The sequence below is a fragment of the Sphingopyxis sp. CR5 genome (assembly GCF_059693785.1).
The window spans coordinates 41,288-56,729 of sequence record NZ_JCATIE010000014.1; the positions used below are offsets into that span (position 1 = coordinate 41,288).

Here is a 15,442-nt window from a genome sequence, read left to right on the forward strand (position 1 = left end):
TCAAGGGTGAGGAATCGCATGTCGATTTTGTACGACGAAGGCCAGGAGGCGATCGCGACCGAGTCGCGGCGCGTCCTGGAGGCGCGGATGGACAAGGATGATCTGCTTCCGTTGCTCGAGGCGACCGGCGAATATCATCACGGATTCTGGACCACGGCCAAGGAACAGGGCTGGACCGCCCTCGCCCTTCCCGAAGCCTATGGCGGGCTTGCGCTTGGCCTGGTCGAACTGGGCCTGATCGCGCATCAGGCGGGCCGCACGCTGAGCGGTGCGCCTTTTCTGACGTCGGGCTTTGGTGCCGCGAAGGCGATCGAACTCTATGGCACCGATGCGCAAAGGAGCCGGTGGCTGCCCGGGCTGGCAAGCGGTGAGACGATCGGCGCGGTCGCGTTCGCCTGCGGCGCCGACGCCCTGCCGCAGCATCCCGGCGTGACGCTGACCGGCGATCGTCTGGACGGGCGGAAGATCGGCGTCACGGGGGGCCTGGCCGCCGACGTCGCGGTGGTACTCGCCAACGGACCGGGCATGCCGGCCCTTGCCATCGTCGAGCTCGACAAGGTCGAACGGGTCGCAGTGCCGAGTTTTGACAACAGCCGCTGCATCGCCGACCTGCATTTCGACGGCACCCCCGCCGAGACGCTGGTCGTCGGCAGCGCAGCCCGCGAGGCGGCGCTGCACATCATCGCGCTGCAGGCGGTCGTCACGGCGCACGAACAGACCGGCGGCGCCGAGGCGCTGATGGAGATCGCGCGCGATTATGCGGTGACGCGCAAGGCGTTCGGCCAGCCGATCGGCGCCTTTCAGTCGATCAAGCACCGCATCGCCGAACTCTATGGCCTCGTCGAGCTGGCACGCGCGAACTGTATCCACGCGGCGGCGCGCGAAGGTCAGAGCGACTTCATCACCGCCGCCGCCGCCGCCCGCCTGTCGGCGACCGACGCCTATGACACGGCGGCGCGTGACTGCGTCCAGATCCACGGCGGCATCGGCGTGACGTGGGAGATCGGCCTGCACCTCCATATGCGGCGCGCGCGCAGTCTCGCGATCGAACAGGGCAGCAGCCTGTTCTGGGAAGATGTCCTCGTCGACCGCCTGTCAGGAGAAGCCGCATGACCGATCTGGAAGCCTATCGCGCGAAAGCCGCCGCCTGGTGCGAATCGATGGTGCCCACGTTCGGCAAGGCCGCGCGCAAGGGCCTGTCGGTCGAAGACGATCTTGCGCTCGGCCGCCGCTATCAGAAGGCCAAGTTCGATGCGGGATATGCCGGCATCAACTGGCCGACCGACCTCGGCGGCCAGGGCCTCGGCCACCTCGAAAAGATCACCTTCGAGGGCGAGGAGATGAAGCACGGCTTTCCGAACGTCTATTTCGGCATCTCGCTCGGCATGCCGATCCCGGTGCTGATGCAGTTCGGCAGCGACCGCGAATTCGTGCGCGAGCGCGTGCTCAAGGCGTTGCAGGGCGAGGAAATCTGGTGCCAGCTCTTTTCCGAACCCTCGGGCGGCACCGACCTTGCCGGGCTGCGCACGCGCGCCGAGACCGACGGCAACGGCTGGAAGATCAACGGGCAGAAAGTCTGGACGAGCTGGGCGCAATATTCCGACTACGGCGTCATCGTCGTGCGCACCGACCCGACGGTCGCGAAGCACAAGGGCCTGACCTATTTCTGGGTCGACATGAAGGCGCCGGGAGTCACCGTCCGCCCGATCAAGCTCGCCGGCGGCGACAGCCACGTTAACGAGGTCTTCTTCGACGATGTCAAGATCAGTGACGACCATCGCATGTCGCCGGTCGGCGGCGGCTTCGGGGTCGCGATCGCAACATTGATGATCGAACGCTATGTCGCGACCGACAGCGCCGGCTTCGGCCCGCACCTCGACCTGTTCATCGAACTGGCCAAGGACGTGCAACTCAATGGCAAGCCGGCGATCGAGGACGGTCGTATCCGCCAGCAGATCGCGCGCAACCACGCGATGCGCGCCGGTCTCGACTCGATCAATCGGCGCGCGCGGCTGATGATGCAGGCAGGCATGACGCCGGGGGCGGAGGGTTCGCTCAACAAGCTCGTCGCGGTGCGCTCGCGCCAGAAGCTGTCCGAGCTCGCGCTCGACCTTCAGGGCAATGCCGCCTTCGCCTTCGACGAACATGCCTCGCCAAAGGATGACTGGGCGTCGAGCTGGATCAATGCGCCGACGGGCCGCATCGCGGGCGGATCGGACGAAACGCTGCTCAACACCATCGCCGAACGCATCCTCGGCCTGCCGCAGGATCACCGCCCCGACAAGGGCATCCCCTTCAACCAGATTCCCGCCTGAGGAGCTTCCCCATGAAGATCGATTCCACCACCGCCGCCGTCGTGACCGGCGGCGCTTCCGGCCTCGGCCGCGCGACCGCCGAAGCACTCGCCGCCGCCGGGGTGAAGGTCGCCATTTTCGACATCAACGACGCCCTCGGCGAAGAGGTGGCGAAGTCGATCGGCGGACTGTTCGTCCATGTCGATATCACCGACGAACAATCGGTCGTGGACGGCTTTGCCAAGGCGCGCGCGGCGCATGGTCAGGAACGGATCGCGGTCCATTGCGCGATGACCTCGCGCCGCGGCAAGACGCTCGCCTTCGACAAGGAAACCGGCAAATACCGCCGCACCCCGACCGAAGATTATGAATATGGCGTCGCGGGCATATTGACCGCGAGCTACCGCATCGGCTCGATCGCCGCCGAAGGCATGGCGACGCTTCCCGAGATGGAAGATGGCGAGCGCGGCGCGATCGTCTTCACCGCCTCGGTCGCGGCGCAGGACGCCCAGATCGGCCAGGTCATCTATGGCTCGGCGAAAGCCGGCGTGAACGGGCTCGTGCTGCCGATGGCGCGCGACCTGATGGACCTCGGCATCCGCGTCAATTCGATCATGCCGGGCGTCTTCGGCACGCCGCTGCTCGGCAATATGAACCCGAAGGTCAAGGAAAGCCTGGAGGCCTCGGTCCCCTTCCCCAAGCGGCTCGGCAAGGCCGAAGAATATGCGAGCCTCGCGATGGAGATGGTCCGCAATACCTATTTCAACGGCCAGGCCGTCCGCCTCGACGGCGCGATCCGCATGGCGCCCCGTTAGATCATGGCCCTCCCGCTCCGCCGTTCGTGGGCGGAGCAAAGTTCAAAACCCCTAAAATCCGTCATTTCTTCTTTCTGAAAAGGAACCCATCATGGCCGAAGCCTATATCATCGACGCCGTCCGTACGCCCCGCGGGATCGGCAAGCCCGGCAAGGGTGCGCTGTCGCACCTCCACCCGCAGCATCTCGCCGCGACGGTGCTGGCCGCGATCCGCGACCGCAATCATCTCGACACCGCGACGGTCGACGACATCGTCTGGTCGACCTCATCGCAGAACGGCAAGCAGGGCGGCGACCTCGGCCGCATGGCGGCGCTGTCGGCGGGCTATGACACCAAGGCGTCGGGAACGACGCTCGACCGCTTCTGCGGCGGCGGCATCAGCTCGGTCAATTTCGCCGCAGCGAGCGTGATGAGCGGCATGGAAGACTGCGTCATCGCCGGCGGGACCGAGATGATGAGCTACACGAGCGCCTATGCCGCCGAGCAGGCGAACGCCGGGCTGCCGCCGCGCCTGATGGGATCGGGCCACGAAGCGCTCGACGAACTGCACCCGCAATCGCACCAGGGCATCTGCGGCGACGCGATCGCGACAATCGAAGGCATCAGCCGCGAGGCGCTCGACGCGCTCGCGCTCGTCAGCCAGCAGCGCGCCGACCGGGCGATCAAGGAAGGCCGCTTCGACAAATCGGTCGTCCCGGTCCTCAACCCCGACGGCAGCGTCGCGCTCGACCGCGAGGAATTTCCGCGTCCCGAAACCACTGCCGAGGGCCTCGCCGCGCTGAAGCCCAGCTTTGCCGGCCTCGCCGATTTCGACATGGGCGACGGCTTCACCTTCAGGAAGCAGATCAACCGCCGCTATCCCGACCTCGAGATCCAGCATTTCCACCATGCCGGCAATTCATCGGGGGTGGTCGACGGCGCCGCCGCGGTGCTGCTGACGTCGAAGGATTATGCCGACAAGCATGGCCTGAAACCCCGCGCGCGCGTCGTTGCCTATGCCAATATCGGCGACGATCCGACCCTGATGCTCAACGCCCCGGTGCCGGCGGCGAAGAAGGTGCTCGAAAAGGCCGGGCTGACCAAGGACGATATCGACGTCTGGGAAATCAACGAAGCCTTTTCGGTCGTCGCCGAGAAGTTCATCCGCGACCTCGACCTGCCCCGCGACAAGGTCAACATCAACGGCGGTGCGATGGCGCTCGGCCACCCGATCGGCGCGACCGGCTCGATCCTGATCGGCACCGCGCTCGACGAGCTCGAGCGTTCGGGCGGCCGCTACGGCCTCGTCACCATGTGCGCCGCGGGCGGCATGGCGCCGGCGATCATCATCGAGCGTGTCTGATTCATATTCTCCCCTCCCGCCGGCGGGAGGGGTCGGGGGTGGGCCTGTTCGGCGCGCGCTTCAACCGACATGCCCTCCCCAAACCCCTCCCGCAAACGGGAGGGGGAACTGGTTAAAAGGGACCGCGGATCGCGATCGTTCGCGCCGGGCTGTAGAGGTTGAGAAACAACGTCTTGCCGTCCGGCGCGAAGCAAACCCCGGCGCATTTGGTCTGCGCCGCCACGCGGGCGAAGGGATAGACGCTGCCGTCCGGCGTGACGCCGCGCAGCCAGTTGTCGGGACGCGACCCGCGACGATCCTCGCACACGATCAAATCGCCGTTCGGCGCAACGGTCAGATTGTCGCCGAAGCTGAAATGGTCGGGGTCGGTCGATTCGAGGAAGAGCTGCAAGCGACCGGGCGCGACGGTCTCACCCTCCCGCCCTTCGGCCGGCGAGGGACGATAGCGCATGATCTGTCCGCGCCGCGCGGGCCCGCCCGACGTGCAGGTGAAATAGATCTCGCTGTCGCCGCCGTGGATCCCTTCGCCGCGCGCGAACACGGCGGCGCCGGCGCGCGCGCCGCGCTTGCGAAGGTCGTCGCGCGGGCTCTCGACCTCGTCAAGGTCGATCCAGCGCACCGCGTGCCAGTCCCCCGCCGCCAGCTTGGGCCGCGACCAGTTGCGCGTGTCGTCGAGCCCCGAGGCAAAGGCCAGTGCCTGCAACCGCCCGCCCTTGCGAAGCGCACCCGGTTCGGTCGGCAGGAAGCGATAGAACAGGCTCTCGTGCCGATCCTCGGTCATGTAGATCGCACCCGAACGCGGGTCGCACACCGCGGCTTCATGGTTGAAGCGCCCCATCGCACGCAGCGGCTCGGCCTGAACGAGCCCGCCGGACGCGACCGGCACCTCGAACACCCAGCCATGATCCTGTTCGAGCTTTCCTCCGCCGCGCGAGACATCTTCCTCGCAGCTCAGCCAGCTGCCCCACGGGGTCATCCCGCCCGAACAGTTGCGGATCGTGCCGGCAAGCGCGAGATATTGGGCCTCGAGCGCCAGCGTGTCGGGGTCGAGGATCAACGCCGATACGCCGCCGGGCAGCGCCGCGTTCCGACAGCGGTCGAACGCGTCGGGACAGGCGTCGTCGCTGCCGAAAGGTCCGTCTTCGCCGGCGTCGGGATCGAGTTCATGGTTGCGCATCAGGCACAGCCGGCCGTCGGGAAGCATGGTGCAACCCATGCCGTCGGCGCTGTTGGGAACGCGGTACCCGTCGTCCATCGTCTCGCCGAACTGCGACAGGATGCGGTAGGAAAAACCCGGCGGCAGGTCGAGCAGCTCGGCGGGATCGGCCAGCACCGCGCCGTAGCGGCTCTCTTCGGCGAGCATATGCGCCGACACCTCGCGACTGTGCAGCGCGAGCCCGGCGAAGGCGCTCGCAACCAGGCCCTGTGCAAAGCGGCGGCGGTCGATCGCATGGGTCATCGGCGGGCGGGCTCCGGGCAGCGATTGCCTGCCGCGCGCATAGAGCCGCCGGGTGACAGTCACGCTGCGGCAGTTTGACAGTTCGAAGGCATTTTGAAGTTCACCGGCACGAAAGTGCAACATTCACCGGGCCGCACGGCCAGCAAGGGAGACAGGATATGACGGGACCGCTCAAGGGCATCAGGATCATCGAATTCGCCGGGATCGGCCCCGGCCCGTTCTGCGGCATGATGCTCGCCGACCACGGCGCCGAGGTGATCCGCATCGATCGCCCCGGCGGGTTCATGGACCCGCGCGACCCGCTCTCGCGCGGCCGCACCTCGATCGCGCTCGACATGAAGAATCCCGATGCGGTGCAGGTCGCGCGCGACCTGTGCAAGAGCGCCGACGGGATCATCGAGGGCTATCGTCCCGGCGTGATGGAGCGGCTCGGGCTCGGTCCCGACGTGCTGCTCGCCGACAATCCCCGGCTCGTCTATGGCCGCATGACCGGCTGGGGCCAGTTCGGCCCCTATGCACAGGCCGCCGGGCACGACATCAATTATATCTCGCTGTCGGGCGTGCTGCACGGCATCGGACGTGCGGGGGAAAAGCCGGTTCCGCCGGTCAATTATGTCGGCGATTTCGGCGGCGGCGGGATGATGCTCGCCTTTGGAATGGCCAGCGCGCTGCTCCACGCAGCCAGGAGCGGCGAGGGTCAGGTGATCGACTGCGCGATGACCGACGGCTCGGCGCTGCTTGCCGGCATGACCTGGGGGTTCCGGGCGATGGGCCGGCTGAAGGACGAGGCCGGGGTCAACATGCTCGATGGCGGCGCACATTTCTATGACACCTATGCCTGCGCCGACGGCAAGTTCATCTCGATCGGGTCGATCGAACCGCAATTCTATGCGCTGCTGCGCGAAAAGACCGGCCTCGACGCCGACCCGGATTTCGACGCACAGCTCGATCCGGCGCAATGGGGGCCGCTCAAGGACAAGCTCACGACATTGTTCGCGACGAAGACCCGCGACGAATGGTGCGCGCTCATGGAAATGACCGACGTCTGCTTCGCGCCGGTGCTCTCGCTCGCGGAGGCGCCGCAGCATCCGCATAATGTCGAGCGCCAGACCTTCGTCGAAGTCGGCGGGGCGGTCCAGCCCGCCCCGGCTCCGCGCTATTCGGCGACGGTCAACGACACCCCGCGGCAGCCTCCCGCGGTCGGCGCCGACGCCGAGACGATTCTGGCAGGCCTTGGCTACGACGCGGCGAAGCTAGCGGCACTGCGCGACGGCGGCGCGGTGCGCTGACCGGTCAGACGGCGCGGGCGGTCAGGCTTTCCCACAGGCCGCGACCGCCCGCGCCGGCAACCTGGCGGCCCAGCTTCGCCGCCCAAAAGCTGTCGTTGCCGTGCTCCGATCGCCAGCGCATCAACGGCACCGTCGCGCGGTGGAGATCATATTCGGCGGTGAAGCCGATCGCGCCGTGCACCTGGTGCGCCAGCGCCGTCACGACGCCCACGGCGCGATTGGCGCGCAGCTTCGCGGCCGCAATTTCGAAGTCGGCGGCTTCGGCATCGATCCCGGTGGCATCGAGCCGAGCCGCCATCGCCGCCGCCGCCGCGTCGACCGCCGCAACCTCGCACGCCAGCACCGCCAACGACTGCTGGACGGCCTGGAACTTGCCGAGCGGGCGGCCGAACTGCTGGCGCGTGTTCACATGATCGATCGACAGCGCAAGCGCCCGCCCCATCGCGCCCGCCATCAGTCCGACCGTCGCCGCGGCGTGCAACGCTTCGGGCGCTCCGCCCAGACCCGACAGGATATGCGCGGCGACGGGCAGGTCGGGCACCATCACGCCCGCGATGCGAAGCACCGCGTTGACGTCGCCCCAATCGCCGCCAAAGCCGCCGTTCGCTTCGCCGACCAGCAGCAGGTCGAACCCCGCCGCCTCGACCGGTGCCATCGCCGTCTCGGCCGCCTCGGCAAACACGGCGCGCGCCGTATCGCACAGCATTTCGCGCGCACCGCTCATCGCAGACCCAGCCCCCGGGCGATGATGCCCCGGATCACTTCGCGCGTCCCGCCGCGCAGCGAAAAACTGGGCGAGGCGATAAGCAGCGCGCGGAGCAAACGCGCGAGGTCGTTATCGTCGTCCCACCCGCATGCCACGATCGCCTGAACGCGGCGCGGCATATCCTGTTCGAATCCATTGCCGAGTTCCTTCACCACCGACGCCTCGACCATCGGATCCTCCCCCGCAGCGAGCTTTGCCGCGGTCGACATCGACAGCTGGCGCAGTGTCCACATCTCGGACGTGAGTTCGCCGATCAGCTCCGCGACCGCCGGATCGGGGTCGGGGCCAGCCGCATCGACCAGGGCGACCAGAAGCGCATGGCTCGACAGATAGCGTTCGGGGCCCGAGCGTTCGAGCCCCAGTTCGGCCGTCACCTGCCTCCACCCCTGCCCGCGCTCGCCGACGAGGGCACCGTGCGGGACGAGCACATCGTCAAAGAACACTTCGTTGAAATCATGGTGCCCCGCCATGTCGATGATCGGGCGGACCGTGACCCCAGGCGTATCGAGATCGATCAGAAGCTGGCTGAGCCCCGCGTTTCGCTCGCTCCCCTCTTCGGTCCGGACCAGCGCCAGCATGATGTGCGACAGATGCGCGCCCGTGGTCCATATCTTCTGGCCATTGATCCGCCAACCGTCGGGCGTTTCGCGCGCGGTGGTTCGCACCGCGGCGAGATCGGACCCCGCGCCGGGTTCGGACAGGCCGATGCAGGCGTACAGCTCGCCGCGCGCGATACCCGGCAGATAGCGTTCGCGCTGCGCCTCGCTGCCATAGCGCAGGATCAGCGGTCCGGTCTGCCGGTCGGCGATCCAGTGCGCCCCGACGGGCGCGCCCGCCGCGAGCAGTTCCTCGATCACGACATAGCGTTCGAGCGGATGCCGGTCGCCGCCGCCATAGCGCGCCGGCAGCGTCATACCGATATAGCCGGCCTGCCCCAGCGCACGGCTGAAATCGGCGTCGAAACTGGCCCAGCAATTGGCACGGCGGACGATGTCGCCTTGCGGCTGGTAATCGGACAGCCAACGGCGCAGATCGTCGCGCAGCGCCGGGATATCGCCCGGCGGGTCGAAGGGATAGAGTGCAAAGCCTTGCATGTCGCGCCAGCCATGCAATAGCTTTTCGAAACTGAAAAGGATGATTTGGACGATGGGTGACTTTCTGAGTGTCGAGCGGCGGGACAAGATCGCGATCCTGACGATGGCGAAGCCCGAGAGCATGAATGCGATCGGTACCCATGCCGACTGCGACGACGTCATCGATACGCTGCGCACGCTTGGCGAGGACCGCGGCGTCAGCGCGATCATCCTGACCGGCAGCGGCAAGGCATTCAGCGCCGGGGGCAATCTGAAATCGATGCAGGAGCGCAAGGGTATCGGCGTGCTCGACCAGCCCGATTCGACCCGCGCCAATTATCGCCGCGGCGTTCAGGCGGTGATCCGGGCGCTGATGGACTGCGAGATTCCGATGATCGCCGCGGTCAACGGCCATGCGATCGGGCTCGGCTGCGACCTCGCCTGCACCTGCGATATTCGCATTGCGGCCGAAAGCGCCAAATTCGCGTGCAGTTTCATCAAGGTCGGGATCGTTCCCGGCGACGGGGGCGCCTGGCTTCTGCAGCGCGTGCTCGGCTATCCCCGCGCCGCCGAACTGTTCCTGACCGGCGACCGCTTCGATGCGCAGACGGCGAAGGATTATGGCCTTGTCACCGAGGTCGTTCCCGACGATCAACTCCTCGACCGCGCGATCGCCATCGCCGAACGCATCACATGCAACCCGCCGCGCGCGCTGCGCCTGACCAAGCGGCTGCTGCGCGAGGCGCAGCACAGCCGGATGAGCGACATCCTGGAACTCAGCGCCGCCTATCAGGCGATCGTTCACGAAACCGCGGACAACCGCGAGGCGATCAATGCCTTCGTCGAAAAGCGTCCGCCGGTCTTTACGGGAGAATGACGATGGCCGCCGATCGTGTCCTGCCCCTGTCGGGCGTCCATAATTTCCGCGACTATGGCGGATATGCGGTGGAAGGCGGCGGGCGGCTGCGCGACGGCATGTTGTGGCGGTCGGCGCACCATGTCGAGGCGGCCGACGACGATCTCGCCGCGATCGACGCGCTGGGGATCGAGACGATCATCGACCTGCGCGGCGACGATGAGCGCGAAATCCATCCGTGCCGCAGGAGCGAGAATTTTGCCGGACGGGTCTTGTTCGCAGGCGGAATTACCGCGGGGCTGGCTCCGCACCTGCAGGCCGCGGGCGGCGCGATCGATGTCGAAACCGCGCGGGCGCGGATGGTCGATACCTATGCGGGCATGCCCTATCGCCCGGCGCTGGTCGCAACGCTGCGGCTCTATCTGGCGGCGCTTGCCGAATATGACGCGCCCAGCCTGGTCCACTGCGTCGCGGGCAAGGACCGCACCGGTTTTGCCGTCGCGATCGTCCACCGCCTGCTAGGCGTCCACGAGGATGACCTGATGCACGATTATCTGCTCACCAACACCGCGGGCAAGATCGAGAAACGCATCGAACAGGGCGCCGCCCATATCCGCGGCCGCTATGGCGCCGAGATCAAGGACGACGCGATTCGCGCGCTGATGTCGGTGAACCCGATCTATCTCGACGCCGCGCTGGCCACGGTACGCCGCGACCACGGCGACATAGCCGGCTATGCCGAGGCGGTTCTGAATTTCACGCCCGCGATGCACGAGGCGCTGATCGACCGGTTGGTGGTCTAGAAACTGAATGATCCCGTGTGGTCCCGCGAAAGCCGGAGCCCATCGTCCGACGGTTCCGTCTTGCATCGGTAGGAGATGGGTCCCCGCCTTCGCGGGGACACACCGACCTTCACAGGCGCGCCATCGAAGACGATCAGGCGCCAGAGCCCGACCCTAGTTCGCGTCCTTCACCAGCACCCCGCCCTTCACCACCGCGGTGACATGCTGAAGCCGGGTCACGTCGGCCAGCGGGTCGCCGTCGACGGCGATGATGTCGGCGTAGCGCCCCACCGCGATTGCGCCGATGTCGCCGGTCATGTCGAGCGCCTCGGCGCCGCTGACCGTCGCGGCACGGATCGCCTGGAGCGGGGTCATGCCCCATTCGACCATCTTGGCGAACTGCTTGCCATTGTCGCCGTGCGGGTAGACGCCGGCGTCGGTCCCGAACAGCAGCTTGACCCCCGCCTTTACGGCGCGCCGAAAGGTCTGGCGCTGCGCGAGGCCGATCGCCTTTTCCTTGTCGAGGCTTTCCTGCTCGGTGCCGTTCGCGGTCCCCGTCGCGAGGATATAATCGTCATTGTAGATATCCATGTCGAACCAGGTCCCGTGTTCGACCGCGAGCTTGATCGCCGCATCGCTCGCGAGGCTGCAATGCTCGATCGTGTCGATCCCGGCGAGGATCGCGGTCCTGATGCCGTCGTCGCCGTGCGCGTGCGCCGCGACCTTGAGCCCCAGCATATGCGCCTCGTCCGCGATCGCCTTCATCTCATCGAGCGTCAATTGCTGGGCACCGACGCTGTCGCCGAGTGAGAAAACCCCGCCGGTCGCGCAGATCTTGATCACCCGCGCGCCATATTTGTGCAACCAGCGCACCTTCGCCCGTGCCTCTTCGGGGCTGTCGATCACCGACGGCTCCTTGCGGTCCATCGACGGCGGCAGACCGCCATTGTCGCAATGTCCGCCGGTTGCGCCGATCGCCCAGCCCGCGGGGATGATCCGCGGCCCCGGCACATAGCCGCCCTCGATCGCCTGCTTGAGCCCGACATCCTCGAAATCGGCCGATCCGACGTTGCGAACGGTGGTGAAGCCCGCGTCGAGAGTCTTCCGGGCGTTGGCGACGCCGACGACGGTCCAGAAACTGTCGGTATAGCGAAGCGCCTGATACCCGCCGACTTCGGCGAGCGAGGTCAGGTGGACGTGCATGTCGATCAATCCGGGAAGCAAGGTCCGATCGCCAAGGTCGACATGATGAACATCGGCGCCCCAGCGCACCGTGCGCGCGTCGGCAATGCCGGTGATGCGGCCGTCGGCTCCAACGAAGATCGCCGGATAGTCGACCGTCTTGCCGCTCTGCACATCGAGCATATGCGCGGCCGTGATCACCGTCGTCTGCGCTGCGGCAGGCTCGTCTGCCGACGCTGCTCCGGCGGCCAGAAGTGCCGCTGTGCCGATTGCGATTCCGCGCAGAAAACTACCGAACTTTTCTCTGGATTGCATGACGCGCGCCCCCTTTCGATTGCCCTTCGACCTGATGGCAAATTCCGGAGGCGCAGGACAGCGAAAACACGGCCGGTTTCGTCACGGGGTGCGGCGCGCTACAAGGCAGGCGACGTGAGTCTGGAGGAGAATGGCCGATGGATGACTGGAACCTCCCGTGGACAGGCGGGTGTCGCTGCGGCGCGCTGCGATTCGAAATAGACAAGCCCCCGATGATCACGATGGCGTGTCATTGTACCGGCTGTCAGAAAATGAGCGCGAGCGCCTTTTCGCTGTCGATGGCAATCCCCGAGGACGGCTTTCGCGTGACGAAGGGCGAGCCGGTCACCGGCGGGCTGCACGGCGAACAGATCCATCATCGCCATTGCGACCGCTGCAAGAGCTGGGTCTTCACCGAGATCGAGCCCGCCCTGGGCTTCGTCAACGTCCGCCCGTCGATGCTGGACGACTTCGACTGGTTCGAACCCTATATCGAAAGCTATACGAGCGAAGCGCTGCCGTGGGCGAAAACCGGCGCCAGGCATGGTTTTGCCGAATTCCCGGCCATGGAAGATTATGGTTCGCTGATCGCCGAATTCGCCGAGCGGGGCGCACGGCCGCGCCGCTGACATCCGGCGATCGCCAGCGCCGTGCCCGCGCCGAGCAGGATACCACCGAGCACGTCGCTCGGCCAGTGGACGCCGAGCATCACCCGCGACAGGGCGGTCAGTAGAATCGCGGCCGCCGCCGCCCATCCCGCCGCGCGGCGCCAGGCCGGTGGCGCCAACAGGGCGAATCCCAGCGCGATCGCGGCGACGCTGGTCGCATGGCCGCTGGGATAGGACCAGCTCGATACATGGTCGAGATGCGGGATCAGGTTAGGGCGCGGGCGGTCAAAGACGGTCTTGAGCAGGCTGGACGCGAGGTTGGCGACAACCGCCGTGCCGACGAGCAGCAGCGCGGGCCGCCGCCCGGCGGCGCGCCAGAGCCACGCGGCGAGGACCAAGGCGAGCGCCCACCGCGGAACCCCGCCGCCGAGCCAGCTGATCCCCTGCATGAAGACGATCAGCGCCTTGCCGGTTTCGCCGGACCGCAAGGCGAGCAGGAGCGACAGGTTCGTATCGGCATCCGACGCGAACCCCGCGCGGACGCCGAAACCGAGCCAGAGCGAGGCGAGGACGAGGAGGGCAGCGGCGACAAGGCGTGTGCGACAGGTCATGGGCCGAATCCTCCGATCGGGATATGGGGTTCGAACAAAGACACGAGGCCACGAAGACGCATCCAAACCGTTCGCCCCGAGCTTGTCGAAGGGCCGTTCTTCCTTTTGACGGCATAAGAAAGGACAGTGCTTCGACAAGCTCAGCACGAACGGGTCAGGGTTTCCTTTCTTTGAGGCTTCGTGCCTTTGTGCGAACCGATATCTTCCACTTGACGGCGAACGAGGCGCCTTCAGATGTGGAGCGCGCGTCCATAGGCGCCGAGCACCGCTTCGTGCATCGTCTCGCTGATCGTCGGGTGCGGATAGACCGTGTGCATGAAGTCTTCTTCGACCAGTTCGGCGGTCTTGCCGACGGTATATCCCTGGATCATTTCGGTGACTTCGGCACCGACCATATGCGCGCCGAGCAGTTCGCCGGTCTTCGCGTCGAATACCGTCTTCACGAAGCCCTCGACCTCGCCAAGCGCGATCGCCTTGCCGTTGCCGATGAAGGGGAAATTGCCGACCTTCACCTGATAGCCCGCTTCCTTCGCCTTCGCTTCGGTCAGGCCGACGCTCGCGATCTGGGGGTGGCAATAGGTGCAACCCGGGATATTCCGTGCGTCCATCGGGTGCGGATGCGCGTCCTTGTTGCCCAGTTCCTTCGCGATGGCCTCTGCCGCGATGACCCCCTCGTGACTCGCCTTGTGCGCGAGCCAGGGCGGCGCGGTGACGTCGCCGATCGCCCACAGGCCCGGGACGTTGGTGCGGCAATAGGGATCGGTGTCGATATGCCCCTTGGTGGTCTTGACCTTCAGCGCATCGAGCCCGACGCCCTCGGTGTTCGGGACAATGCCGATCGCGACGATCGCATGGCTGTATTCGCCCGCCTGGACCTTGCCGTCCTTTGTCTTGATCTTGGCCGATACGCCGTTCGCCGTCGCTTTCAATTCCTCGACGCCGGCGCCGGTCAGGATCGTCATGCCCTGTTTTTTCAGGGATTTTTCAAGGAACGTCGACACGTCGGCGTCCTCGACCGGAACGATGCGGTCGAGCATTTCGACCACGGTCACTTCGGCGCCCATGTCGTTGTAGAAGCTCGCGAATTCGATCCCGATCGCCCCCGATCCGATGACGAGCAGCTTTTTCGGCATCTCGGGCGGGGTCATCGCGTGGCGATAGGTCCAGATGCGCTTGCCGTCGGCGGGCGCGAAGGGCAGGTCGCGCGCGCGCGCGCCGGTCGCGACGATGATATGTTTGGCGACCAGAGTCTCCGTCCCCTTCTCGCCCTTCACCTCGAGCTTGCCGGGCGCGACGAGCTTGCCGTCACCCATATGGACCGCGATCTTGTTCTTCTTCATCAGGTGCGTGACGCCCTGGTTGAGCTGCTTCGCGACGCCGCGCGACCGCTTCACGACGGCCTCGAGATCGGCGCTGATGCTCGCCGCGGCGAGGCCGTAATCCTTGGCATGCTGCATATAATGATAGATTTCGGCCGAGCGCAGCAGTGCTTTCGTCGGAATACAGCCCCAGTTGAGGCAGATGCCGCCCAGATTCTCGCGCTCGACGATCGCGGTCTTCAGGCCCAATTGCGCACCGCGGATCGCCGCGACATAGCCGCCGGGTCCCGAGCCGAGGACGATGAGGTCGTAGGTATCGCTCACGAATATCTCCTATTGCCCGGCGCCGCGGCCAGGTCGAAATTGATCAGGATCCAGACGAGCCCGCCGACCGCGCCGGCGGCGAGCCCATATTTCATGTAACCAAGCTGCCCCTCGTCGACGATCATGTTGGCGATCGCGAGCGCGAGCAGTCCGCCGGTGACGATCGCCGCCCCCTCGAACAGCGCGAGCCGCCCCGCCGCGGGCAGCGGCAGCCGCTCGGCGATGCGCAAGGCCGCCCAACCGCCGGTCAGCAGGCCGACGAGCGCGATCGCCGCCATGACCCCGGTCGATTTCCAGTCGGTCAGCGCGCCTTCGGCGCCCAGCATGCGATAGACGGCAAGGTTCGACAGCACCCCCGCCACGACCGCCGGAAGCAGGACGCGGCGCAGGGCACGGACGATGAAGGGCGCCTTTCGCGCTGTCACGCG

Annotated in this window: 15 protein-coding genes; 8 read left to right on the plus strand and 7 right to left on the minus strand. The window is 66.5% G+C overall.

The window, feature by feature from the left end:
* The first annotated feature begins 18 nt into the window (after positions 1–18).
* The 4 genes from AC58D2_RS18490 (at position 19) to AC58D2_RS18505 (ending at position 4,451) form a co-directional block, all read left to right on the plus strand.
* Positions 19–1,113 carry an acyl-CoA dehydrogenase family protein gene (locus tag AC58D2_RS18490; protein WP_497392558.1) on the plus strand — a complete coding sequence of 365 codons (1,095 nt, stop codon included), beginning with the start codon at positions 19–21 and terminating at the stop codon, positions 1,111–1,113.
* Positions 1,110–2,315, plus strand: a complete 1,206-nt coding sequence (locus AC58D2_RS18495) for an acyl-CoA dehydrogenase family protein (protein ID WP_497392559.1) — start codon at positions 1,110–1,112, stop codon at positions 2,313–2,315. The genes AC58D2_RS18490 and AC58D2_RS18495 overlap by 4 nt, the downstream gene beginning before the upstream one ends.
* Before the next feature lie 11 nt (positions 2,316–2,326).
* On the plus strand, positions 2,327–3,109 hold the full coding sequence (locus tag AC58D2_RS18500) for an SDR family NAD(P)-dependent oxidoreductase (RefSeq protein WP_497392560.1): 783 nt from the start codon (positions 2,327–2,329) through the stop codon (positions 3,107–3,109).
* A 91-nt stretch (positions 3,110–3,200) separates the two neighbouring features.
* Positions 3,201–4,451, plus strand: coding sequence for an acetyl-CoA C-acetyltransferase (locus AC58D2_RS18505; RefSeq protein WP_497392561.1), 1,251 nt, complete (start codon positions 3,201–3,203; stop codon positions 4,449–4,451).
* Between the two features lie 112 nt (positions 4,452–4,563).
* Here AC58D2_RS18505 and AC58D2_RS18510 read toward each other — a convergent pair whose 3' ends face one another.
* Positions 4,564–5,973, minus strand: coding sequence for an alkaline phosphatase PhoX (locus AC58D2_RS18510; protein ID WP_497392562.1), 1,410 nt, complete (start codon positions 5,971–5,973; stop codon positions 4,564–4,566).
* A 95-nt stretch (positions 5,974–6,068) separates the two neighbouring features.
* Between AC58D2_RS18510 and AC58D2_RS18515 the strand changes: the two genes are divergently transcribed.
* Positions 6,069–7,199, plus strand: coding sequence for a CaiB/BaiF CoA transferase family protein (locus AC58D2_RS18515; protein WP_497392563.1), 1,131 nt, complete (start codon positions 6,069–6,071; stop codon positions 7,197–7,199).
* 4 nt (positions 7,200–7,203) lie between these two features.
* Here the strand turns inward: AC58D2_RS18515 and AC58D2_RS18520 are convergent, their stop codons facing one another.
* Positions 7,204–7,923, minus strand: coding sequence for an acyl-CoA dehydrogenase family protein (locus tag AC58D2_RS18520; protein ID WP_497392564.1), 720 nt, complete (start codon positions 7,921–7,923; stop codon positions 7,204–7,206).
* Positions 7,920–9,059, minus strand: a complete 1,140-nt coding sequence (locus AC58D2_RS18525) for an acyl-CoA dehydrogenase family protein (RefSeq protein WP_497392565.1) — start codon at positions 9,057–9,059, stop codon at positions 7,920–7,922. The genes AC58D2_RS18520 and AC58D2_RS18525 overlap by 4 nt, the downstream gene beginning before the upstream one ends.
* Before the next feature lie 52 nt (positions 9,060–9,111).
* On the opposite strand from AC58D2_RS18525, the gene AC58D2_RS18530 reads away from it, so the two are divergent.
* On the plus strand, positions 9,112–9,915 hold the full coding sequence (locus AC58D2_RS18530) for a crotonase/enoyl-CoA hydratase family protein (protein ID WP_497392566.1): 804 nt from the start codon (positions 9,112–9,114) through the stop codon (positions 9,913–9,915).
* Between the two features lie 2 nt (positions 9,916–9,917).
* The gene (locus AC58D2_RS18535) at positions 9,918–10,697 is read left to right on the plus strand and encodes a tyrosine-protein phosphatase (RefSeq protein ID WP_497392567.1); all 780 of its coding nucleotides are present in this window, start codon (positions 9,918–9,920) and stop codon (positions 10,695–10,697) included.
* 153 nt (positions 10,698–10,850) lie between these two features.
* Here the strand turns inward: AC58D2_RS18535 and AC58D2_RS18540 are convergent, their stop codons facing one another.
* Positions 10,851–12,173, minus strand: a complete 1,323-nt coding sequence (locus AC58D2_RS18540; RefSeq protein ID WP_497392568.1) for a Xaa-Pro dipeptidase — start codon at positions 12,171–12,173, stop codon at positions 10,851–10,853.
* Positions 12,174–12,310: 137 nt separating this feature from the next.
* Between AC58D2_RS18540 and AC58D2_RS18545 the strand changes: the two genes are divergently transcribed.
* Entirely contained in the window at positions 12,311–12,781 is a 471-nt protein-coding gene (locus AC58D2_RS18545) for a GFA family protein (protein WP_497392569.1), read from the plus strand.
* On the opposite strand, the gene AC58D2_RS18550 is transcribed toward AC58D2_RS18545, so the two are convergent.
* From AC58D2_RS18550 to AC58D2_RS18560, 3 genes are all read right to left on the minus strand, one after another.
* Complete coding sequence (locus tag AC58D2_RS18550) at positions 12,727–13,371, minus strand: phosphatase PAP2 family protein (RefSeq protein ID WP_497392570.1); 645 nt, start codon at positions 13,369–13,371, stop codon at positions 12,727–12,729. The genes AC58D2_RS18545 and AC58D2_RS18550 overlap by 55 nt on opposite strands.
* Positions 13,372–13,601: 230 nt before the next feature.
* Complete coding sequence (gene lpdA, locus AC58D2_RS18555; RefSeq protein WP_497392571.1) at positions 13,602–15,014, minus strand: dihydrolipoyl dehydrogenase; 1,413 nt, start codon at positions 15,012–15,014, stop codon at positions 13,602–13,604.
* Positions 15,011–15,439: a hypothetical protein gene (locus AC58D2_RS18560; RefSeq protein WP_497392572.1), complete on the minus strand. Its 429-nt coding sequence runs from the start codon at positions 15,437–15,439 to the stop codon at positions 15,011–15,013. Before AC58D2_RS18560 ends, lpdA begins: the two co-directional genes overlap by 4 nt.
* Positions 15,440–15,442: the final 3 nt, after the last annotated feature.

What these genes read in the sequence shown, in the direction of transcription:
- AC58D2_RS18490 (WP_497392558.1), top strand. Translation starts at nt 19, where the DNA reads ATGTCGATTTTGTACGACGAAGGCCAGGAGGCGATCGCGACCGAGTCG.
- AC58D2_RS18520 (WP_497392564.1), bottom strand. Translation starts at nt 7,923, where the DNA reads ATGAGCGGTGCGCGCGAAATGCTGTGCGATACGGCGCGCGCCGTGTTT.
- AC58D2_RS18495 (WP_497392559.1), top strand. Translation starts at nt 1,110, where the DNA reads ATGACCGATCTGGAAGCCTATCGCGCGAAAGCCGCCGCCTGGTGCGAA.
- AC58D2_RS18540 (WP_497392568.1), bottom strand. Translation starts at nt 12,173, where the DNA reads ATGCAATCCAGAGAAAAGTTCGGTAGTTTTCTGCGCGGAATCGCAATC.
- AC58D2_RS18545 (WP_497392569.1), top strand. Translation starts at nt 12,311, where the DNA reads ATGGATGACTGGAACCTCCCGTGGACAGGCGGGTGTCGCTGCGGCGCG.
- AC58D2_RS18530 (WP_497392566.1), top strand. Translation starts at nt 9,112, where the DNA reads ATGGGTGACTTTCTGAGTGTCGAGCGGCGGGACAAGATCGCGATCCTG.
- AC58D2_RS18535 (WP_497392567.1), top strand. Translation starts at nt 9,918, where the DNA reads ATGGCCGCCGATCGTGTCCTGCCCCTGTCGGGCGTCCATAATTTCCGC.
- AC58D2_RS18550 (WP_497392570.1), bottom strand. Translation starts at nt 13,371, where the DNA reads ATGACCTGTCGCACACGCCTTGTCGCCGCTGCCCTCCTCGTCCTCGCC.
- AC58D2_RS18505 (WP_497392561.1), top strand. Translation starts at nt 3,201, where the DNA reads ATGGCCGAAGCCTATATCATCGACGCCGTCCGTACGCCCCGCGGGATC.
- AC58D2_RS18515 (WP_497392563.1), top strand. Translation starts at nt 6,069, where the DNA reads ATGACGGGACCGCTCAAGGGCATCAGGATCATCGAATTCGCCGGGATC.
- AC58D2_RS18525 (WP_497392565.1), bottom strand. Translation starts at nt 9,059, where the DNA reads ATGCAAGGCTTTGCACTCTATCCCTTCGACCCGCCGGGCGATATCCCG.
- AC58D2_RS18500 (WP_497392560.1), top strand. Translation starts at nt 2,327, where the DNA reads ATGAAGATCGATTCCACCACCGCCGCCGTCGTGACCGGCGGCGCTTCC.